Annotated in this window: 15 protein-coding genes; all 15 read left to right on the top strand. The window is 57.7% G+C overall.

Annotated features, from left to right (window positions below; all coding sequences use genetic code 11):
* The first annotated feature begins 261 nt into the window (after positions 1-261).
* The 15 genes from U9R25_14705 to U9R25_14635 all read left to right on the top strand — a co-directional run bounded on the left by U9R25_14705 (position 262) and on the right by U9R25_14635 (position 18687).
* Positions 262-1110, top strand: a complete 849-nt coding sequence (locus U9R25_14705) for an exonuclease domain-containing protein (protein MEA3337157.1) — start codon at positions 262-264, stop codon at positions 1108-1110.
* Positions 1111-1124: 14 nt separating this feature from the next.
* Positions 1125-2198 carry a peptidoglycan bridge formation glycyltransferase FemA/FemB family protein gene (locus tag U9R25_14700; GenBank protein MEA3337156.1) on the top strand — a complete coding sequence of 358 codons (1074 nt, stop codon included), beginning with the start codon at positions 1125-1127 and terminating at the stop codon, positions 2196-2198.
* 950 nt (positions 2199-3148) lie between these two features.
* A complete protein-coding gene (locus tag U9R25_14695; protein ID MEA3337155.1) occupies positions 3149-3535 on the top strand; it encodes a DUF4332 domain-containing protein in 387 nt (128 codons plus the stop codon).
* Between the two features lie 95 nt (positions 3536-3630).
* Positions 3631-4536, top strand: coding sequence for a DMT family transporter (locus U9R25_14690; GenBank protein MEA3337154.1), 906 nt, complete (start codon positions 3631-3633; stop codon positions 4534-4536).
* A 9-nt stretch (positions 4537-4545) separates the two neighbouring features.
* On the top strand, positions 4546-5412 hold the full coding sequence (locus U9R25_14685; protein ID MEA3337153.1) for a class I SAM-dependent methyltransferase: 867 nt from the start codon (positions 4546-4548) through the stop codon (positions 5410-5412).
* A gap of 356 nt (positions 5413-5768) precedes the next feature.
* Positions 5769-6797 carry a LacI family DNA-binding transcriptional regulator gene (locus U9R25_14680; GenBank protein ID MEA3337152.1) on the top strand — a complete coding sequence of 343 codons (1029 nt, stop codon included), beginning with the start codon at positions 5769-5771 and terminating at the stop codon, positions 6795-6797.
* A gap of 135 nt (positions 6798-6932) precedes the next feature.
* Positions 6933-8318, top strand: coding sequence for an extracellular solute-binding protein (locus U9R25_14675; GenBank protein ID MEA3337151.1), 1386 nt, complete (start codon positions 6933-6935; stop codon positions 8316-8318).
* A 229-nt stretch (positions 8319-8547) separates the two neighbouring features.
* Positions 8548-9483 (top strand): sugar ABC transporter permease, encoded by a 936-nt coding sequence (locus tag U9R25_14670; GenBank protein ID MEA3337150.1) that lies wholly within the window; start codon positions 8548-8550, stop codon positions 9481-9483.
* The gene (locus tag U9R25_14665; GenBank protein MEA3337149.1) at positions 9483-10571 is read left to right on the top strand and encodes a carbohydrate ABC transporter permease; all 1089 of its coding nucleotides are present in this window, start codon (positions 9483-9485) and stop codon (positions 10569-10571) included. The genes U9R25_14670 and U9R25_14665 overlap by 1 nt, the downstream gene beginning before the upstream one ends.
* Before the next feature lie 12 nt (positions 10572-10583).
* Complete coding sequence (locus U9R25_14660; GenBank protein MEA3337148.1) at positions 10584-11666, top strand: ABC transporter ATP-binding protein; 1083 nt, start codon at positions 10584-10586, stop codon at positions 11664-11666.
* A gap of 14 nt (positions 11667-11680) precedes the next feature.
* The gene (locus U9R25_14655) at positions 11681-14932 is read left to right on the top strand and encodes an alpha-mannosidase (protein ID MEA3337147.1); all 3252 of its coding nucleotides are present in this window, start codon (positions 11681-11683) and stop codon (positions 14930-14932) included.
* Between the two features lie 11 nt (positions 14933-14943).
* Positions 14944-15291: a hypothetical protein gene (locus tag U9R25_14650; protein ID MEA3337146.1), complete on the top strand. Its 348-nt coding sequence runs from the start codon at positions 14944-14946 to the stop codon at positions 15289-15291.
* Positions 15292-15313: 22 nt separating this feature from the next.
* Positions 15314-15916: a 2'-5' RNA ligase family protein gene (locus U9R25_14645; protein ID MEA3337145.1), complete on the top strand. Its 603-nt coding sequence runs from the start codon at positions 15314-15316 to the stop codon at positions 15914-15916.
* A gap of 4 nt (positions 15917-15920) precedes the next feature.
* Positions 15921-17291 carry a glycosyltransferase family 4 protein gene (locus U9R25_14640; GenBank protein ID MEA3337144.1) on the top strand — a complete coding sequence of 457 codons (1371 nt, stop codon included), beginning with the start codon at positions 15921-15923 and terminating at the stop codon, positions 17289-17291.
* 4 nt (positions 17292-17295) lie between these two features.
* Positions 17296-18687, top strand: a complete 1392-nt coding sequence (locus U9R25_14635) for a glycerate kinase (GenBank protein ID MEA3337143.1) — start codon at positions 17296-17298, stop codon at positions 18685-18687.
* Positions 18688-18697 lie beyond the last annotated feature (10 nt).

Below are 18697 nucleotides of genomic sequence, written 5' to 3'. Positions count from 1 at the left end.
CAGGCGTCTTTTAGACGGGCTGCCTGACCGCGTCACTCCCGCTGTCATCCTCGCGGACGCGGGGAACGCGGGAATGACGATGGCCGCTTTCGCAGGGATGATGTTCGCATATCGAAAAAGCGATTGTTTTCAAAGCAGCTGTCCCCAAGCAGGAAGTAGACGAGTTCCTTGTCTACTTGTTTCCTTGTTCTTTGTTCCTTGCTTCCTGCCAGCCCATCTGAATGGTTACGAGCCTTTTTTTGGTAGATCGGATCGATCGTAATGAGTACTATCTCACCTGCGGACTATTTGGGAAATGTGACCTTCTGTGTGGTCGACGTGGAAACCACCGGCTTGAGTGTCAACAGCGGTCATCGGATTTGTGAAATCGCCATGCTTCGCTATCGCGGCGGAGAGGTTCTGGGGACATTCGAAACGCTGGTAAACCCGCAGCGCTCAATATCAGCGGGCGCATCGTCGGTCAATAACCTCACCGATTGGCACGTGGCCAGCGCACCGGTTTTCTCGCAGGTCGCAGAACGGGTCAACGAGATGATGTCGGATGCTGTACTGGTGGCACATAATGCGCCATTCGACCTGGACTTTCTGGCAAATGAATGGAGGCGTCTGCGCCGGCCACCACGAAGAGGTTTTGCCGTGGATACGCTGGCGCTGGCAAGGCGGATGTACGCATTTCGCAGCAACAGACTGGGCGCGGTAGCCCAATCTCTGCGGGTACGGGTCGACCGGCAACACCGGGCCATGGGCGATGTGTGGACGAACCTTCGGGTGCTGGAGGTCATGCTGGCCGATCTCAACCGTGAGGATGTCGTTATCCTGGCGGACTTACTGGATGCCCAGGGAGGCAATGTGCCGTGGCCCGAACGAGAACTGCTGGAACTGCCACCGACTCTCGAACTTGCCATGGCCGAAGGGCGTCGCCTTTGGCTACGTTACCGCAGTCAATCGGGCCTGATAAGTGAGCGCTGGGTTGAGCCGCTGGACGTGGTTGGAGATGAGCGGGTTTCCTATCTGGCGGCCTACTGCACGCTTCGTGGCGAAGAACGGAATTTTCGCATGGATCGTATCCTGGCTATGCGCCTTGACGACGAAGAGGTTTCCGGCGATTAAGGCGCCAGGGTTTGATGAATCCAAGGATCGTTGTCGAAAGAGCTGACTGGAATCGGGCGCTGTTGTCGCTTCCGGCACCGCATCTGTTGCAGACATGGCAATGGGGAGAATCAAAGGCTCAGACTGGCTGGTCGGCCCACCGGATTCTCTGGCAGCAGGACGAGCAGCCGCGCGCGGCTGCCAGCCTGCTGGTGCGTCAGGCTACCACGTTGCCTCTCAAGGTAGCCTATGTGCCTAAAGGCCCTATTCTGGATTGGTCCGATGCATCTCTGGCGGATCAGGTGCTTGCCGATTTGCAGAGAGAGGCCCGCCGCCTTCGGGTGCTGTTCATCAAAATCGATCCCGATGTATCCCCGGAATCCCCCGAAGGTCGAAGACTTCTGAAATCGTTGGCGACCCGGGGATGGCGGTTTTCCAATGAGCAGATCCAGTTTCGCAATACAGCCCTCGTCGACCTGCGGCCTGGTGAGGATGAGCTGCTGGCTGCGATGAAGTCCAAATGGCGCTACAACATTCGTTTGGCGGAACGGCGCGGCGTGGAAATCAGACGGGGTAACCTGGACGATCTGAGTACCTTTTATTCACTGTACGCGGAAACGGGCCAGCGCGATGGCTTCATTGTGCGCCCCTACGAATATTATGCCCACACGTGGCGCACTTTTTTGGCCCCGCAAGATGACGACTCGCCATCGGCCTTTCTGCTACTGGCTGAAGTGGACGGAGATCCTATCGCCGGATTGATGCTGTTTTCTTTTGGTGAGATGGCATGGTACATGTACGGCGCCTCCAGTAGTCGCCATCGCAAGTTGATGCCCAATCATCGGCTGCAGTGGGAAGCGATGCGCCTGGCCCGGCAGCAGGGCTGTAGAGTCTACGATCTCTGGGGAGCGCCGGACCAGCTTGATGAGACCGATCCCATGTGGGGAGTGTGGCGCTTCAAGCAGGGTTTCGGTGCTCAGTTTTCACCTCACATTGGCGCCTGGGATTATCCGGTGTCCTCACCCCTCTATCGAACATACACGGTGTTGATGCCCAAAATCCTCGACCGAATGCGCGGTCGCCATCGTACATCGACGGCGGTCAGGTAAATAACTGGAGTTACGCAGGTAACAATGTGCTCGGCAGACGGCTTTCAGAAGACGGCAGACCGCAGAGGGACGCGGCGACACGGCGACGCTGCGACCCGGCGACACGGCGCGACACGGCGACCCTGCGACGCGGCGACACGGCGACGCTGCGACACGGCGACCTTGCGACCCTGAAACTCCGGCCCTCTGGGCCACAGACGGCAGTTGTGTGTTGGCAAGAATCAGCCACGGTCCGCGGTCGTCGGTCAGTGGTCTTTCAGGGAAAGCGGGGTTTTGCACAGGCCGCGCGACTCAGGTTGACAACATCGTTATTTCTGTGCATAATATTCGGGAGGAATTTCTCAGACAATGGGAAAACCTCGGCAATCCTCCAAGTATTTGGAGGTGCCCTTCCCGTCCTTTGCAGTAATCATTGTCGCCTGGCATGTTCCTCAGACATGCCTCAGCCCAAGGGAGGAGCAACTCTCAAGAATTCCTTGCCCCACTAAATTCAGGTGGGCATTCTCGCGCCTGGCAGTTCGCTGTCGGGTGAGTGGTCGACCGCCCTCCCTCGGTCGACGCACTTGGTTATGCCTGGTCATTGGTCGCGGGGCTGGCCATTGCCGCTGTTACTAAGGTATCATGTGCAGTTGGTAACCATTGTCGCGAACCGTTCCAGGGTAGGCGTTGGAGCCGGCATCGAAGCCGACGTCAACACACACACCGGCTCTAACGCCCCTAAAACCAGCAGTCATCGTGCAAAGCTCCGGCCGAATGCCGGGGTTTTTTCTTTGGTTGGAAAGCAATCGCGTTTGACAGGCTTCGGCAACGGCTGTATGATCGGCTGAGCACAGCGGGTGATCGGGTCGAAAGGCCGGTGGTCCGCAGCCAACCTTCGCAGCGCCAGGACTCGGAGGTTGTTGGCCAGACCGTTCCGGACAGTCATGGAGTTGCTTCAGAGAGGGATCATCATGCGCAAGATCGCCATTATTGCCGTTGGCGCCGTGGCCGGCTGGGTGTTCTTCCAGTACGTGACCCAACAATCCGAGAAGAAACGGTTGTTATCCACGCGTGATCAGGCGATTCGCACCCGGGAGCAGATGGCAACGGCCGTCGATGATTATATCGAGATTCCCAAGACCGATGGCGCTGACGTTAGCGCGGAATCTCAGGACGATCTGACGGTCATCAGCGGCATTGGCCCTGTTTTTCAAGACCGATTGCGCCAGGCCGGCATTGTTACCTATGCCCAACTGGCGGCCAGCACGCCAGATCAGGTGCGGGAGGCGATCAAAGCTACTGGCAGGCAGAAAACCGAAGTGGAGCGATGGGTCGAAGAAGCTGCGGCTTTGGTGTAGCGCTACCTCCTGGCTTTCGTGTCGTTTGAGTACTTCAAGAGGGCGTGCCCACCTGGACCTGAAACCGGCCAGGGTTTCTTGGAACGATCCAGGCAATGGGTGAACTGGCAGCCCTGGCAACTTCCCTTTTCTGGTCTGTCACCTCCGTCCAGTTCACACTGGCGGGCCAGCGAGTAGGCTCACCGGTCGTCAACCGCGTGAGGCTGGTGCTGGGCTTGCTCTTTTTGTCGCTTGCTCATTTCCTGATCTATGGCCGGCTCTGGCCGCTGGATGCAGCCAGCTACAGGTGGGTGTGGCTGGGATTGTCGGGCATCGTCGGTCTGGTGCTGGGGGACGCAAGCCTGTTTCAATCCTTTGTCCTCATTGGTCCCCGTCGCTCGATGCTCGTGATGACCCTGGTTCCCGTTATTTCTGCTGCTCTGGCATGGGTCTTTTTGGGTGAGGTTCTCAGTGGCATCGAGCTATTCGCGATTGCCTTGACCGTCGGCGGGGTCGCGTGGGTGGTGTCTCAACGCACGGCTGCCGCCGGTTACACTACATTCCCCGGGGATCGAGACCGGCGAATCTACACCCTGGGGCTTCTTCTGGCCCTGGGAGGTGCCCTTGGTCAGGCCGTGGGCCTGGTGTTGGCCAAGCGGGGCCTGGCGGGCGAGTTTCCAGCGCTCTCGGCCACCATCATGCGCATGTTGGTGGCAACGATCGTTATCTGGCTGCTTGCTGTTTTACAACGAAAGGCAGTGAAGACCTTGCGATCTCTTAAGGATCGTCGAGCCCTTTTTCTCATTGCAGGTGGCGCGTTCACCGGCCCGTTTTTGGGCGTCTGGGGTTCGATGATCGCAGTGCAGGCGGCCAACGTGGGTATCGCTTCGACCTTGATGTCATTGCCGCCGATCCTTCTTATTCCCATCGGGCATCTGGTCTTCGGTGAGCAGATTACGCCGCGTGCCGTAGCTGGAACGCTGGTGGCGCTGGCTGGAATCACCTTGATCTTCCTGACATAGGTTGCGTTTATGGAACAACTGGTCTCCACTCATTGGCAGGATTACGCTCTGCTGGACAGCGGCAACGGGCGCAAACTGGAGCGCTTCGGTCCCTACGTCCTGAGTCGTCCCGAGGCGCGGGCAACCTGGACACCCGCGCTGCCCAGCGCCGACTGGAATAACGCGCACGCGGAGTTTCGCGAAAAGGGCAAAGAGAAAGGGCATTGGCAGATTCGTCGCTCCATGGAGCCATCCTGGGAAATCACCTACCGTGCCCTGCGCTTCCGGCTACAGATCGATAGATCGCGCCAGATCGGCGTCTTCCCGGAAAACGCCACCCATTGGGACTGGATTGCCCGGCGGATCGCCAACGCAGAGCAGCAAACGCACGTCTTGAACCTGTTTGGCTATACCGGTCTGGCGACTTTGGTGGCTGCCAGAGCTGGGGCGCGGGTGACTCATGTGGATGCCAGTAAACGGGCGGTTAACTGGGCCCGCGAGAATCAACGCTTATCCGGATTGCAGGACAGGTCGGTGCGATGGATCGTCGACGACGCCTTAAAATATGTTGGCCGGGAGGCGCGGCGGGGTGTGCACTACGATGGCATTGTACTGGATCCGCCTGCCTTTGGGCGGGGTCCGGGCGGTGAGGTTTGGCGCTTCGAGAAACTGTTCCCGGAGCTGTGCGAGGCATGTCGCTCTGTGCTGGGGCTGGCGCCGAAGTTCGTCGTCGCCACAGTTTACACGCGGGGGATGAAGATCGAGCAGATCACCGACGCGGTTGCCGCAATGGTTGCAGGCTTTGGGGGACAACTCAACGCAGGCACGTTGATTACCCGGGAACAGAGCGGGGGACGAAACCTGGCCAACGCGTTATTTGTGCGCTGGTGGGTGTGAGAGAGGGCTCTCAGAAGACCGCAGACGACGGAACCGCAGAGGGCTTTCAGAAGACGGCGGACGACAACACGGCGAATGGGCGAGGGGGTGACACGGCGAACCGGACGATTGCGTGTACGCGTCACTCCCGCGAACGTCAGCAGACGATCCGTGAGGTACGCGGGAGTCCGTCGTCAAGATCAGCATTCCTGCGACGATAACTCGCCTTTGGAATCGCGTCGATGGGAGCGAAGGCTCAGGAATCCTTTTGTGAAAAAAGGTCTTGACTTCCAAAACGTTTTCGGCTATAATTGAGATGTTCCAAAACGTTTTGGAACCGTGGTTATTTCCCATGGCTGTGTATGAGCAGGAGAGCAATGCCGCCTCGTCTCAAGGATATTGCCGCCGAACTTGGGCTTTCCGTTACTACCGTCTCCCGTGCGCTCGCTGGCTACGATGACGTCTCCGAACGGACTCGTCAGCGGGTGCGGGGCGTTGCCGAAACGATGGGTTATGTGCCTGACATAACCGCGCAACGCCTGCGGCAGCAGCGCACCAACGTCATCGGCTTCATCCTTCCCACCCTTGGTCCCCGGTTCTCTGATCCCTTTTTCAGCGAATTATTAGCCGGCATTGGCGATGAGGCGGGTCGTCGCGGTTATGATCTGTTGATCTCGACGGCAGCTCCCGGTCCAGCCGAGATCGACCTCTACCGCCGTAAGGTGTTGAGCCGTCGCGCCGATGGCATCATTGTGGTGCGCATCAGGCGCGAGGATGCCCGTATCAAATTCCTGCTTGAGCACGATATGCCCTTTGTGGCCTTCGGGCATACAGAAAAAGACCTGGGATTTCCCTGGGTAGATGTCGACGGAGCCAAAGGTGTTGCGATGGCTGTTGAGCACCTGGTCAATCTTGGCCATAGCGATATCGCCTATTTTGGGGCTCCCTCCAGTCTGATGTTTGGCTATCTGCGCTTACGTGCATTTCGCCAGGCGTTGGAGAACTATGGCCTTGTGGCTTCTGATGAATGGCTGTTGACCGGCGACTTGACCCAGCGCAGCGGGCATCAACTGGGCCAGCATGTGCTGGATATGCCAAGACGACCGACGGCCATCATTGCCGCCAATGATTTGATGGCTCTGGGCGCCATGGCGGCTGCTCAGCAACGGGGATTGCAGGTCGGAAGCGACCTTTCTATCGTCGGTTTCGACGATATTCCTCCGGCAGAGCATGCTCATCCCTCGTTGACCACGGTGCACCAACCTATTTACCAGATTGCTACCCGCATTACCGCCATGTTGATCCAGATTCTCAACGGAGAAGACCTGGAAGAAAGGCAGGTGTTGCTGGCGCCCAAATTCGTCATCCGCCAATCGACGGGATCGATGGTGCCTGCATTTGCGTGAGGCCGCGATCCCCCGAAATTGTGGAGTTCCGGTCGGTACAACGGACCGGTTTCCGATAGTAGAAGATGTGGTGAATCGGCGATGAAACCGTTTATCTGCCGAAAAGTGTTCAGTTCAACTTTAGGAGGAAAGTCAATGAAACGCTTGAGTATTCTCACAGTACTCACAATCGTCGGGGCGCTGGTCATAAGTGCCTGCGTCGCCCCACCACCGGAGACGATCGAGGTGCCGGTCGTCCAGACCGTGCTCGTCGAAATCGAGAAGGAAGTGAAGGTCGTTGAGACCGTCGTGGTTGAGGTCGAGAAAGAGGTTGAGAAAGAGGTTGAAAAGATCATCGAGAAGGAGATCGAGGTACCCAGCAAGACTTTGGTCTTCTCCTCTCGCCTGTTCAGCCCCCCGCGCGAGCAGGAGTTCTTCATCAACGAGATTATCAAGCCGTTTGAGGAAGAACATGGCGTGACCGTCAACTTCCAGATTCTGGACGACAACACCTTGCTCGATCGCGCCCGGGTTCAGCAGGAAACCGACCATGTCACCACGGACATCGTGGTTGCCCACAACAGCCGCATGCCCGAGTGGACTGAGGCTGGCTGGGTCGAGGATCTCACCGATCAGGTCGCCGGCTGGCAAGACCGCACGTTCATGGAGACCTTCAACCAGGATACCAACATGGACGGCAAGCAGTTCTTCCTGCCCGTCGGTGCCGATGTTTATCTGCTGTTGGCCAACAACAAGGCACTGCCCTATGTGCCCGAAGGTGCTGACATCGATAACATCACCTGGGAGCAGTACGCCGAATGGGCCAAGGCCATTGCCGAAGGCGAGGGTGAAGGCAAGGTCTGCATCACCGGCATCCCCCAGAAGTCGTGGATCTATCAGTTTGGTGGCGAGGCCTTGTCCTTCGGCGCCGGTTTCCCCGATGCCAATTCCCCCGAGGCCATGGAAGCCTGGAAGATCTGGGGCGACATCGGCGTGGCCGGTGGCTTCATTCCCGGCGTGTTGAACGTGGACAGCTGTGTTGATCCAATGATGCGTGAAGAGGCCTGGTTGACGGTATTCCACAACGCCCGCGCTGGCCAGGTTTTCGCCTCCAATGAGACCCAGTATACCCTGGGCCCGGCCCCGAGTGGCCCGACCGGCATCGGTACGATTGCCGGCGTCAGCGGCTACGGGGTTATGAAAGGCTCGGAGAACTACGACCTGGCGGTCGCTTTCCTCGAGTACCTGACCCGACCCGATGTCCAGGTGAAGTTGGCCAAGGGAACCGGCGGCTTCATCCCGCCCGTTCAGGAAGCGATCGATTTCCTGGGCGACGATCCCACTGATGAGGTCATCAAAAAAGCTATCCTGGTGCTGGAGAACGGTATTGCTTCTGGCGTGCCCGCCGGCAACTACCAGGACTGGGGCGCTGTCAAGCAGTGCCTTGACGACCTGTTCCAGGACACCCTTATGGAAGGCAACGAGGTCACGCAGGAGCGCGCCGATGCAGCTCAAGCGTGCATCGACGGCCTGCTGAAATAAGCATGTTGGCGTAATGGCACTGGTCCTTTGAGGATCGGTGCCATTACCGCCATAGGATTAGGCTGAAACGAGCTATTGGTGGGGTCGGCGGATCCGACGCCAGCAAACGATGCGAGACGTCAGCACGCCTGCTACCTCCCGGTACGCCTGCTGGCGTGGCGTAACGTCGCAATGACAAACTGGAAAATCTTGCTTTCCAAAGCACTGGGTATGGACAAGGAATTATCCCATGTCTGAAGCTGTAGCCCTCGAGGGTGGTGGTGTCGCCAGGGCACCGAAGCGCGGACAATTTTCATGGAAGGCTGCCACACCCTACCTGCTGATTGCCCCTGTCATCATTTACTACATCTTTTTCTGGTTGCGGCCTGTTGTAGAGTTGGTAATCGGCAGCTTTACGGCGGTCGAAGGGGGATTTACCCTTCAAAACTTTGGCCTGGTTCTTCAGGACCCCACTTTTTGGCCCGCTGTGCGCAATACGACGATCATCGTGGTCTTCTCCGTTGCGCTGGAATTCGTTGTGGCCTTTCTATTGGCCTTGCTCATCAATGAGAAGTTTCCGGGGGCCAGCGCGTTCCTTTTTGTCGCCATGTTGCCCATGGCGCTGCCTGCCATGGCCGTAGCTGCCATGTGGCAGACAGGACTTACATCCCACGGCTGGATCAACAGCCTGCTCTACTATATGGGCTTTCTCGAGGAGGGGCAGAAGATATACTTCCTCACCGGCTCTGATCTCAAGAACCTGTTTTTGATCATCTTTGTGGACGCATGGACCGTCATCCCTTCCGTCATGATCATTTTGCTGGCGGGATTGCAGAATCTGCCCGAGGAAGCTAAGGAGGCTGGCTATGTCTTCGGTGGCACCTGGTGGACAGTGCTCAGGAAGATTATAGTTCCCATGGTCAAGCCGACGATTCAGACCGCCGTCATTTTGCGGCTGATTGCAGCCATTCAGATTTGGCTCATTATCGTCATGCTCTTTGGCTTCAACCGGCTGCCGGTGTTGGTTGAGCGAATCGTCTACTACACTGATGAAGTGCCCGGGCTATACAATTCATACCAGATGGCCGCGTCCTATACTATCGTCGTCTCGCTGGTTGTCTCAATCGCTGCTATTGCGTTTTTACAGGTCACTGGTGCCTTCAGAAAACAGGCGGAGGACGTTTAATGAGCGATCGATCAGGACGTTCTAATATAAAAAGGGTGGGCCGCAGGACAGTGCTCTATATCGTGGTAGTGGGCGTGGTCCTCGTTATATTGACACCGGTATACTTCCTGGTTAGCCTTTCCTTTTTGTCGACCCGTGAGGCCTATCAGTATCCCCTGCCACTGTTCCCCGATTTCACCACGGAATTCAAGTTGGAGCGGGGTGAAAGGGGCTATCTTCTCAGCGTCTACGATGACCAGTCAGGTGAATATGAGACCGTGCTCGACACGGAGGACATGGAGAAGGTGTCCACCTACATGCGCACTTTTCTCAACACCCTCATGACTCCTGAAGAGATCCAGCAGCAGGTTGACAGACTCGAGTCAAACATCACGGTGACAGGTATGGAGAATGATGCTATCACCTTCACCCACCGCAGGGACCTTTTCCAGAACTACAAGGTGTTTTTCAGGATTACCCGCGATGCCGTGCCCGCGCTGATTCGCAGCCTGCAGATTGCTCTTCTAACCATTATTATCTCCCTCTCTATTGGAGGTATGGCGGGATATGCCTTTGCCCGCTATCGTTTCAAGGGTCGGGAAGGCCTCAAGTTCAGCGTGCTGTTTGTTCGCATGTTCCCTGCCGTGGCGATCGCTATTCCCATGATCATTATTCTGGCGGATATGGGCCTCTATGACCAGCCGCTGGGACTGTCGCTGGTCTACTCGGTGGGTTCTATCGGCCTGACGGTCTGGATTACGGCCAGCATCTTTATGGGGATTCCGGTCTCATTGGAAGAGGCGGCTCAGGTCTTCGGTGCCAGCCGCCTGCGCGCTTTTCTGCGTATCACCCTGCCCCTGGCCTTTCCTGGCCTGGCTGCCGCGGCCATGTATGCTTTTCTTGGCGCCTGGAACGAAACGGTGTCGGCCATTATCCTTACCCAGTTCAGGCCTACCTTCTCTGTGGTCGTTTATCAGACGCTATTGGGGTCTACCGGTCAGGTCAACCTGGCCGCGGCCGCGGGCATGACGATGGCCGTCCCTGCAGTGATTTTCACATTCTTCATTCGCAACTACATCAACCAGATGTGGGGCGGGATCACGGTGTAAAAGGAGCCTGCCGTGGCGGAACTAAACCTGATCAACGTAACAAAACGCTTTGGCGATATCGTCGCCGTCAATGATCTGACGCTGGATGTCTACGATGGCGAGTTCCTGGTGCTGCTGGGGCCATCGGGCTGCGGCAAGACCACAGCTATGCGCATGGTGGCCGGTCTGGAGGAAGTGACCGCGGGCTCGATCACCATCGACGGCCAGGATATCACAGATCTTCCCCCACGCAAGCGCAATATCAGCATGATCTTCCAGAACTACGCGGTCTGGCCCCACATGACGGTCTACGAAAACATCGCGTACGCCCTCAAGTTGAAAAAGATGGACAAGGAGACGATCGATCAGGTCGTCAATGATGTGGCGGGCATGACCAATATCAGCGAACTCCTGGAAAGGTATCCCTCCCAGTTGTCGGGGGGGCAGCAGCAACGTGTTGCTGTTGCGAGAGCCATTGCTGTCAAGCCAAAGGTCTTTCTGATGGATGAGCCTCTCTCCAACCTGGACGCGAAGCTGCGCGGTACGATGCGAACAGAGCTGAAGGCAATTCATACCAAGACCGAAGCCACCACCGTCTTTGTGACCCATGACCAGTCGGAAGCCATGAGCATGGCCGATCGAATCGTTATCATGAAAAATGGCGGGATTGTCCAGATTGGCGCTCCGGATGAAGTCTACGAAAACAGTGCCGACATCTTCGTAGCAGGCTTCATCGGCACCCCTCCAACCAATTTCCTGGATGTCGACCTCAAGCGGACCAACGGCGAATTGCACCTGGCGAATCCCTACTTCGACATCGTTGCCACACCAAACCAAGCCCAATTGTTGAAGGACCACGGCAAGAAGTCGGTGGTTATGGGCATCAGGCCGGAGAATATCTATATCGTTCCCGAAAAGGACTCGATGATGACCACCGAGTGCCTGGTGGCCGAACCCCAGGGGTCACACCAGATTGTGGCGGTCGAGTTCGGCGATACACTGGTGAAGATCGTCGCGCCTCCCCGTCCCAAGATCGCAAACGGTGAGGTTATCCACCTGGCATTCGACGAGGAGACCACCCACTTCTTCGACATCGATACCACGATGCGGATCTGAAGCCAGGCAGTAGAATGTATCACGATATTCGCTGGACCTCCGAGAAGGTCCGGCAACGCCTTGCCCTTATCGAACCTCTCGTCTACCGATTTCGCCATCCTATTCCCGAGTTTCGCCTGGCAGCTCAGAAGGAGTCGCAGGCCAGCAATCCGGCCGCGGACGACACCGGGGCAGTGATTTCCTGGCACAGTTACTGGGCTGGCACAGACGAGGATTTCGTGCTGCATTCCCGATTTCAGGTGCCTCCCTCCTGGATCGGGCAGGGACCCGTTTCCCTCTATCTTCCCATTGGCGATGCAGGGGATTTCAGCCATCCGGAAGCGCTGGTTTCTATCGATGGCGAATCCTACGCGGCTTGTGACCGTCACCATCAAGAGATCCAACTGCCGCCCCGCTGGTGCCAGGGTGACTACCATGCATTGTTGCTCAGCGGCTGGACCGGTGGCACCCACAACCTGCGCGCACAGGGGCAACCACCGGCTGGCCATCTTTCGCCAAAGTCGAAACTCCAGATGGGGCGCTGTTGGGTTGTTATGATCGATCAGGCTACCCGTGATCTTATTGCGCTTGGCCGGGTGGCACTGGATGTGGCTGATTCGCTGGATCGCAACGATCCCTGTCGGATTAACCTGCTGAACGCGTTGGATGATGCGTTCAAGGAACTGGATACCAGGGAGCCGTTGGATCAGGCCTTTTACGATTCCGTCCCGGGCGCTCATGCCCTGTTGCAGTCCGGCGTCGACCAGGCCGGCCCATCCCTGGACGTGGACGTGATCGCCGTTGGGCATGCCCACATTGACTTGGCCTGGCTCTGGCCATTGGCAGAGACTCGCCGCAAGGCAGGCCGGACCTTTCACACCATGCTGCGTTTGATGGAACAATATCCCGAGTTCCGCTTCGTCCAGAGCCAGCCACAGCTTACCCAATGGGTCCGGCAGGACTACCCCATGCTCTTCGAGGCTATCAAGGAACGGGTCGAGGCGGGGCAATGGGAAGTTATCGGCGGCATGTGGGTCGAGGCGGACTGCAATATTCCAGGTGGGGAGGCATTGGCCCGGCAGTTCCTTATAGGACGAAATGCCTTTCGCGAGCACTTCGGAGAAAACACTGAATCTCCGGTGCTCTGGCTGCCCGACGTCTTCGGATATGCGTGGAGCCTTCCCCAGTTGATCAGGGAGGCGGGTCTGGAATACTTTTTCACCATCAAGATCGGCTGGAGCCAGTACAACAGAATGCCCTATGACTCCTTCTGGTGGCAGGGGCTCGATGGCACCAGGGTACTTACCCACTTCAGCCCAACCAGGGAGAGCGGCAGTGCCTTTGCAAGCACCTACAACGCCAAGGCCACCCCAGGCCAGGTACTGAGTACATGGACCAATTTCCGCCAGAAGGACGCAGGTAAGCCGGGCGCGACTCCACCGCTGTTGATGGCCTACGGCCATGGCGATGGCGGTGGCGGACCAACGGGGGAGATGCTCGGGAATATTCGTCAGCTTAACTGCTTTCCCGCCATGCCGCGCACTCGATGTGGTACCGTCCGTGAATTCTTCCATGACCTGGAAACCGGTGCCGGTGACCGGCTGCCGACCTGGAATGGTGAGCTTTACCTGGAATATCATCGCGGCACCTATACGACCCAGGCCCGCAATAAACGGGCGAACCGAAAGAGTGAATTCCTGTTACACGACGTCGAGTTTCTGGCAAGCTACGCGGCCCTTCTGGCAGATCAACAGGCTGCTTCCGCAGCGTGGCAACATGACTATGAATATCCCGCTGAAAAAATCCACCAGGCCTGGCAACTGGTCTGCCTCAATCAGTTTCACGACATCCTGCCCGGCAGCAGCATTGCCCAGGTGTATCGGGACTCACTGGCTCAGTATGCCCGGGTGGCGGAGATCGCTGAATCTCTCAAGCAGGTTGCCCTGGCTGTCATCGCCGCTGATCTTGGCGGCGACTTCCTGCTGGTGAACCCCACCTCCTTCGCTCGCTGCGATCTTGCTTACCTGCCTGACGAACTGCCTGAAGGCACCATGCTCCGGCGGTTGAACGGCGAGCAGGTTGCCCTTCAGCCGGTCGAGTCGGGATGGCTGCTTGATGCCGGGGAGCTTGCGCCCTACAGTGTCGAGCCACTGTGGCTGGGGAAGGGCAGGGATCAGACCGAGAGGCCGATGACCATGGATCGGGTCACCGTTGCCAAAGATCGCCTCGAAAACGGGTTCCTTCGGGTTGAGTTCAACGCCAACGGCGAGATCGAAAGCATTTTCGATAAGCAACTGGAGCGGGAGGTGCTGCCGGCGGCTGCTATCGCCAACCAGTTTCAGCTCTTTGAGGACCGGCCCAGGACTCCTGATGCCTGGGAAATCGACATCACCTATGATGACGTGATGTGGACCACAGGCCCGGCACAATCTGTGCGCGTCATCGAAGCGGGCCCGTGGCGAGGCATGATCGAGGTGCGAAAGAAACTTATGTCGAGCCAGGCGATCCAGCGCATTTCCCTGGCAAGCAACAGCCGTCGCATTGACTTTGATACCACCGTTCACTGGCGGGAACGGCACGTCATGCTCAAGGTGGCGTTCCCGGTCGATATTCTATCCCCTGTTGCCACCTACGAAATCCAATGGGGCAACGTCCAGCGACCAACCCATCGAAACACCAGCTGGGACTGGGCCCGTTTCGAGACCTGCGCTCAGAAGTGGGTTGACCTCAGCGAGGGCGACTATGGAGTCAGTTTGCTCAACGACTGCAAGTACGGCCACGATATCCGCGACAACGTGATGCGGCTGACCTTGCTTAGGGGACCGACCGATCCCGACCCTCAAGCCGATTTGGGAGACCATCGATTCACTTACAGTCTCTTTCCCCACCCGGGACGCTGGGACGAGAACACGATGCGCGAGGCCTACTCGCTGAACGATCCGTTGATTGTCTGGCAGAATGAAGTGCAGGGCGCAGGACGCAAGTCGCAGGGCCCAGGGGCCATCTCTCTCATCGCTGTCGACCAGGCCAACGTGGTGATCGAGACGATCAAACGGGCGGAGGATGGCAAAGGTATCATTGTGCGACTCTTTGAGAGTCAACGGCGGCGCAGCCGCTGCCGGCTGACAATCGGCTTTCCACTGCGCGAAGCCTGGCGAACAAACCTGCTGGAAGAGAATCGGGAACGGCTCGTAACCGGGGAGAACCACTGTACTTTTTTCATCAAACCTTTTCAGATTGTGACCCTACGGCTAGTACCGGCGTGGCAGGCAGGCCAGACAGCTTGACGGAGGTAAAGATGGACTTCAATGCATTCATCGTTGCATGGACGATGCACGACTTCACACAGTTGAAGAAGAAGTTAACCGGGAACGGCTTCGCTTTTTCCCGGGAGGGACAAAGTGAGCACATCAGGGTCACTGTGCCGATTGAGCGCCTGGAGGTGTTTGCTTCGCTGTGCCAGGCTCATCTCAACGAACCTTTTAACTATGTTGACATCCAGTTTTCCGGGCAGGGAAAGACGGCGGTGGTCTTCCAGGAGAAGACCTTCGTAATCACCAGCCCAGAGGAGAATGAGCTGGTCAAACAGTGGGCCATTGGCCTGGGTTTGCCGCCTGAGCAGGCAGAGTGGTCGACAAGCTATTGATGTATCGCAATCAGGAGAGATCATGTCCGACTCCCGTTTCGCCGTTTATCTGATCCCGCCCTATCGAGTTGCCCAGGCAGTTGCCGAAGTACACCGGTTGCTGCGCAAGCAGTTCGGCTTCATCGCGGCCGAACGCTTTCAGGTTCATGCAACGATCAAGGGTTTTTTCAAGAAGACGCCAAGCCCTCTGGACGAGCTGGAGGCCAGACTGGATGCTGTGTTCGCCGGGCAACCTCCGATTCCCATTGAGTTCAGCGGCTATCGCTGCAATCCGGTTGGGATCGGCCTGGATGTGTCACGCCTGAATGGGGATGTCAATCCAGGTCTGATGGCGCTGCGTGAACAGGTTGTCGACGCAGTCCGCCCGTTCATTGCGGCCGACTGCGATTTCGTTGCCAGGGACCTGGGCGACCCTTTCCGGGCTCATATCACGTTGGCCTTTCGGGATATCCCGCCGGAGATGCAACCTGAAGTTCTGGCCTATCTGGAGCAGGCAACCCTGCCCAGCGAGCCTTTCCTGGCGGACACATTCCATTTTTTGCAGTTTCGCAGCCAGGATTGGTCTGGCGCGTGGCAAAAAACCCTCACCTGGCAATTGCTAAGATCGTGGTGGCTAAAGGAGTGACACTATGAGTACTTTCGGCATAATCCATTATCAGGTTGGCAGAACCGACGGGGTCTCCCTGGAGATCGAAAAGTGGAAGCGTGTATTGGAAGAGATGGGACACCAGGTATTCCTTTGCGCCGGCGATCTGGGGGCCGCGCAAGGCACCCAGATCGAGGAGATGTATCATCACAGAGCCGATGCCAAACGGCTGAACTTCAACACCTTCAAAGAACTGGCAGACTATCCAGACGAGCAGGCCTACCGGGATGAGCTATATGGTCTGGCGGCGGTCATCGAAAAAAAACTGCGCAAGTTTGTCGACGATTTCGCTGTCGATTATCTCATTCCGCAAAATGTGTGGTCGGTTGCGGCCAACCCGGCCGTCGCGATTGCCGTGACGCAGGTGATGCGCGACCTGGCGCTACCGGCATTGGCTCATAACCACGATTTCTACTGGGAGCGCGTCGATGGGGTCGCCCTGACCTGTGGTACTGCCATGGAATTGGCCGATAAGTACCTGCCCCCTCGTGATCCCCTGGCCCGTCATGTGGTGATCAACAGCCTGGCTCAACAGCAATTGGCTGAACGCAAGGGTGTTCAGTCCGCAGTGGTGCCCAATGTGTTCGATTTCGACGCGCCAGCATGGCAGAAGGACACCTTCAACCGGGATTTCCGCCAAAAGATCGGCTTACGGGAAAAGGATGTGATGGTCCTGCAGGCCACGCGGATTGTTTCCCGCAAGGGCATCGAGCTGGCCATTGATTTCGTCAAGGCCCTGGACAGCCAAGAGCGCCGGAAGAAGCTCAGCGACCTGGGCCTGTACGATGGACGGTCCTTCGATGCCGATAGCCGCATTGTTTTCGTGCTGGCCGGCTATGCACGCGACGATGCCACGGGCAGCTACGTCAGGCGACTCAAGGAGAAAATCGAGGAAACCGGTATCGATGCGCTGTTTATCGAGGAGATGGTTGAGGAGAGCCGCCAGATCCAGGGGGATCGCAAGATATACTCGCTCTGGGATACCTACGTCTTCGCCGATTTCGTCACCTATCCCAGCCTGTGGGAAGGCTGGGGCAATCAATTCCTGGAGGCACTGCGGGCACGGTTGCCCCTCATGTTGTTTGAATATCCTGTTTACCTGGCCGATATCAAGGACAAGGGATTTCGAGTTGTCTCCCTCGGCTCTGAGATCGCCGGCCGGGACGAGGCAGGTCTGGCTGAGGTCGATCCACAGATCATCGAAGCGGCCGCGGACCAGGCAATCGAACTGCTGGCCAATAGCCGATTGAGAGAAGAGACGGTCGAACATAACTTCCAGTTGGGACAGAAATATTACTCGATGGATGCCCTTCGAGGATATTTGGCGCCGTTGGTAGTGGGCAGTGATTTTTAGGGCAATGACAGAAGCCGGCGAATCCCGTTTCGATGAACGGGTTCTGGAACCTGACCGGGAACGACGGTCGCGCATCCTGCCAGTGCTGGATGCCGCACTGGATGCGGTCGATCCGGAGCGAGCGGTGCAGCGCGTGTTGCGAGTGAAGGATAATTGGCTTCAGGCAGGTGATCAACGATATGACCTGAACGAATTTGAGAACTGTTACCTGATTGGCTTTGGCAAGGCAACGCTTCCAATGGCCAGGGCCACGGTTCATGTGCTGGGCCAGCGCATAACCGCAGGACTCCTGGTGACCAAATATGGCCAGGGGCTTGCGACTGGCCTGATCGAACCCAACATCCGCGTCCTGGAGGCAGATCATCCGGTGCCCGACGAACAGGGTGTGGCAGCAGCGCGGCAGGTCGTTGACCTGGCCCGGCACGCCAACGCCACCGACCTCGTGCTCTGTCTGATTTCAGGGGGTGGATCGGCCCTGATGACGTTGCCCGCTGACGATCTGACGCTGGCGGACCTGCAGGAGACCACCAGTGCCCTGTTGCAGTGCGGTGCGAGTATTGACGAGATCAACACGCTGCGCAAGCATCTTTCGGTGGTCAAGGGAGGGCAGCTGGCTCGTCTGGCAGCACCGGCGACGCTTATCAGCCTGGTACTTTCCGATGTGGTGGGCAGTCCCCTGGATGTGATTGCTTCAGGCCCGGCTGTGCCCGATTCCTCCACGTGGACCGATGCCTGGGAGATCGTCGAACGGTACAACCTGGAACCCGTTTTGTCGCAAGCTGTCTTGCAGCGCCTCGAACGCGGGATTGCCGGCGAGATCGAGGATACGCCCAAACAGGGGGATCGGGTGTTTGAGCGGGTTCAAACGGTGATCGTCGCAGATAACGCCGTGGCAGCAGGCGCCGCAGCTGACAAGGCTGCCGAGCTTGGTTTCGACTCCCGCGTTCTGTCGACCTTCATCGAGGGCGAAGCCAGCGAGGTTGCCAAAGTTGCAGTGGGTCTTGCCAGGGAGGTTGTGGTCCACAACCGGCCCGCGGTAGCTCCTGCCTGTCTTATCATGGGCGGTGAGACAACTGTCACCCTGCGGGGTGATGGGCTGGGAGGACGCAACCAGGAATTGGCCCTGGCCGCTGCGCTGGAATTGGACAGGATTCCCGAGGGTGGGCGAATCGTGCTGGTTTCCCTGGCAACCGACGGCACCGATGGTCCTACCGACTCCGCTGGTGGACTGGTCGACAGCACGACCGTGAAAAGGGGCCATGTTGCAGGTATGCCGGCCGGCAAATACCTGGCCGGCAACGATGCCTACCCGTTCCTTCAGGCGGTGGGCGATATGCTTATCACCGGTCCGACCCAAACCAATGTCAACGACCTGATCATGGCCTTCGTGTTCTGAAAGGGCTCAG

This window comes from Chloroflexota bacterium, assembly GCA_034717495.1.
Classification (GTDB): Bacteria; Chloroflexota; Anaerolineae; order JAAEKA01; family JAAEKA01; genus JAYELL01.
The sequence above is the reverse complement of the archived record's forward strand: the minus strand, read 5'-3'. Positions and strand labels throughout refer to the sequence as shown.

Coding starts and splice junctions, on each gene's coding strand:
- U9R25_14705 (MEA3337157.1), top strand. CDS start 262: ATGAGTACTATCTCACCTGCGGACTATTTGGGAAATGTGACCTTCTGT.
- U9R25_14655 (MEA3337147.1), top strand. CDS start 11,681: ATGTATCACGATATTCGCTGGACCTCCGAGAAGGTCCGGCAACGCCTT.
- U9R25_14670 (MEA3337150.1), top strand. CDS start 8,548: ATGTCTGAAGCTGTAGCCCTCGAGGGTGGTGGTGTCGCCAGGGCACCG.
- U9R25_14680 (MEA3337152.1), top strand. CDS start 5,769: ATGCCGCCTCGTCTCAAGGATATTGCCGCCGAACTTGGGCTTTCCGTT.
- U9R25_14650 (MEA3337146.1), top strand. CDS start 14,944: ATGGACTTCAATGCATTCATCGTTGCATGGACGATGCACGACTTCACA.
- U9R25_14675 (MEA3337151.1), top strand. CDS start 6,933: ATGAAACGCTTGAGTATTCTCACAGTACTCACAATCGTCGGGGCGCTG.
- U9R25_14635 (MEA3337143.1), top strand. CDS start 17,296: ATGACAGAAGCCGGCGAATCCCGTTTCGATGAACGGGTTCTGGAACCT.
- U9R25_14695 (MEA3337155.1), top strand. CDS start 3,149: ATGCGCAAGATCGCCATTATTGCCGTTGGCGCCGTGGCCGGCTGGGTG.
- U9R25_14685 (MEA3337153.1), top strand. CDS start 4,546: ATGGAACAACTGGTCTCCACTCATTGGCAGGATTACGCTCTGCTGGAC.
- U9R25_14645 (MEA3337145.1), top strand. CDS start 15,314: ATGTCCGACTCCCGTTTCGCCGTTTATCTGATCCCGCCCTATCGAGTT.
- U9R25_14690 (MEA3337154.1), top strand. CDS start 3,631: ATGGGTGAACTGGCAGCCCTGGCAACTTCCCTTTTCTGGTCTGTCACC.
- U9R25_14700 (MEA3337156.1), top strand. CDS start 1,125: ATGAATCCAAGGATCGTTGTCGAAAGAGCTGACTGGAATCGGGCGCTG.
- U9R25_14665 (MEA3337149.1), top strand. CDS start 9,483: ATGAGCGATCGATCAGGACGTTCTAATATAAAAAGGGTGGGCCGCAGG.
- U9R25_14640 (MEA3337144.1), top strand. CDS start 15,921: ATGAGTACTTTCGGCATAATCCATTATCAGGTTGGCAGAACCGACGGG.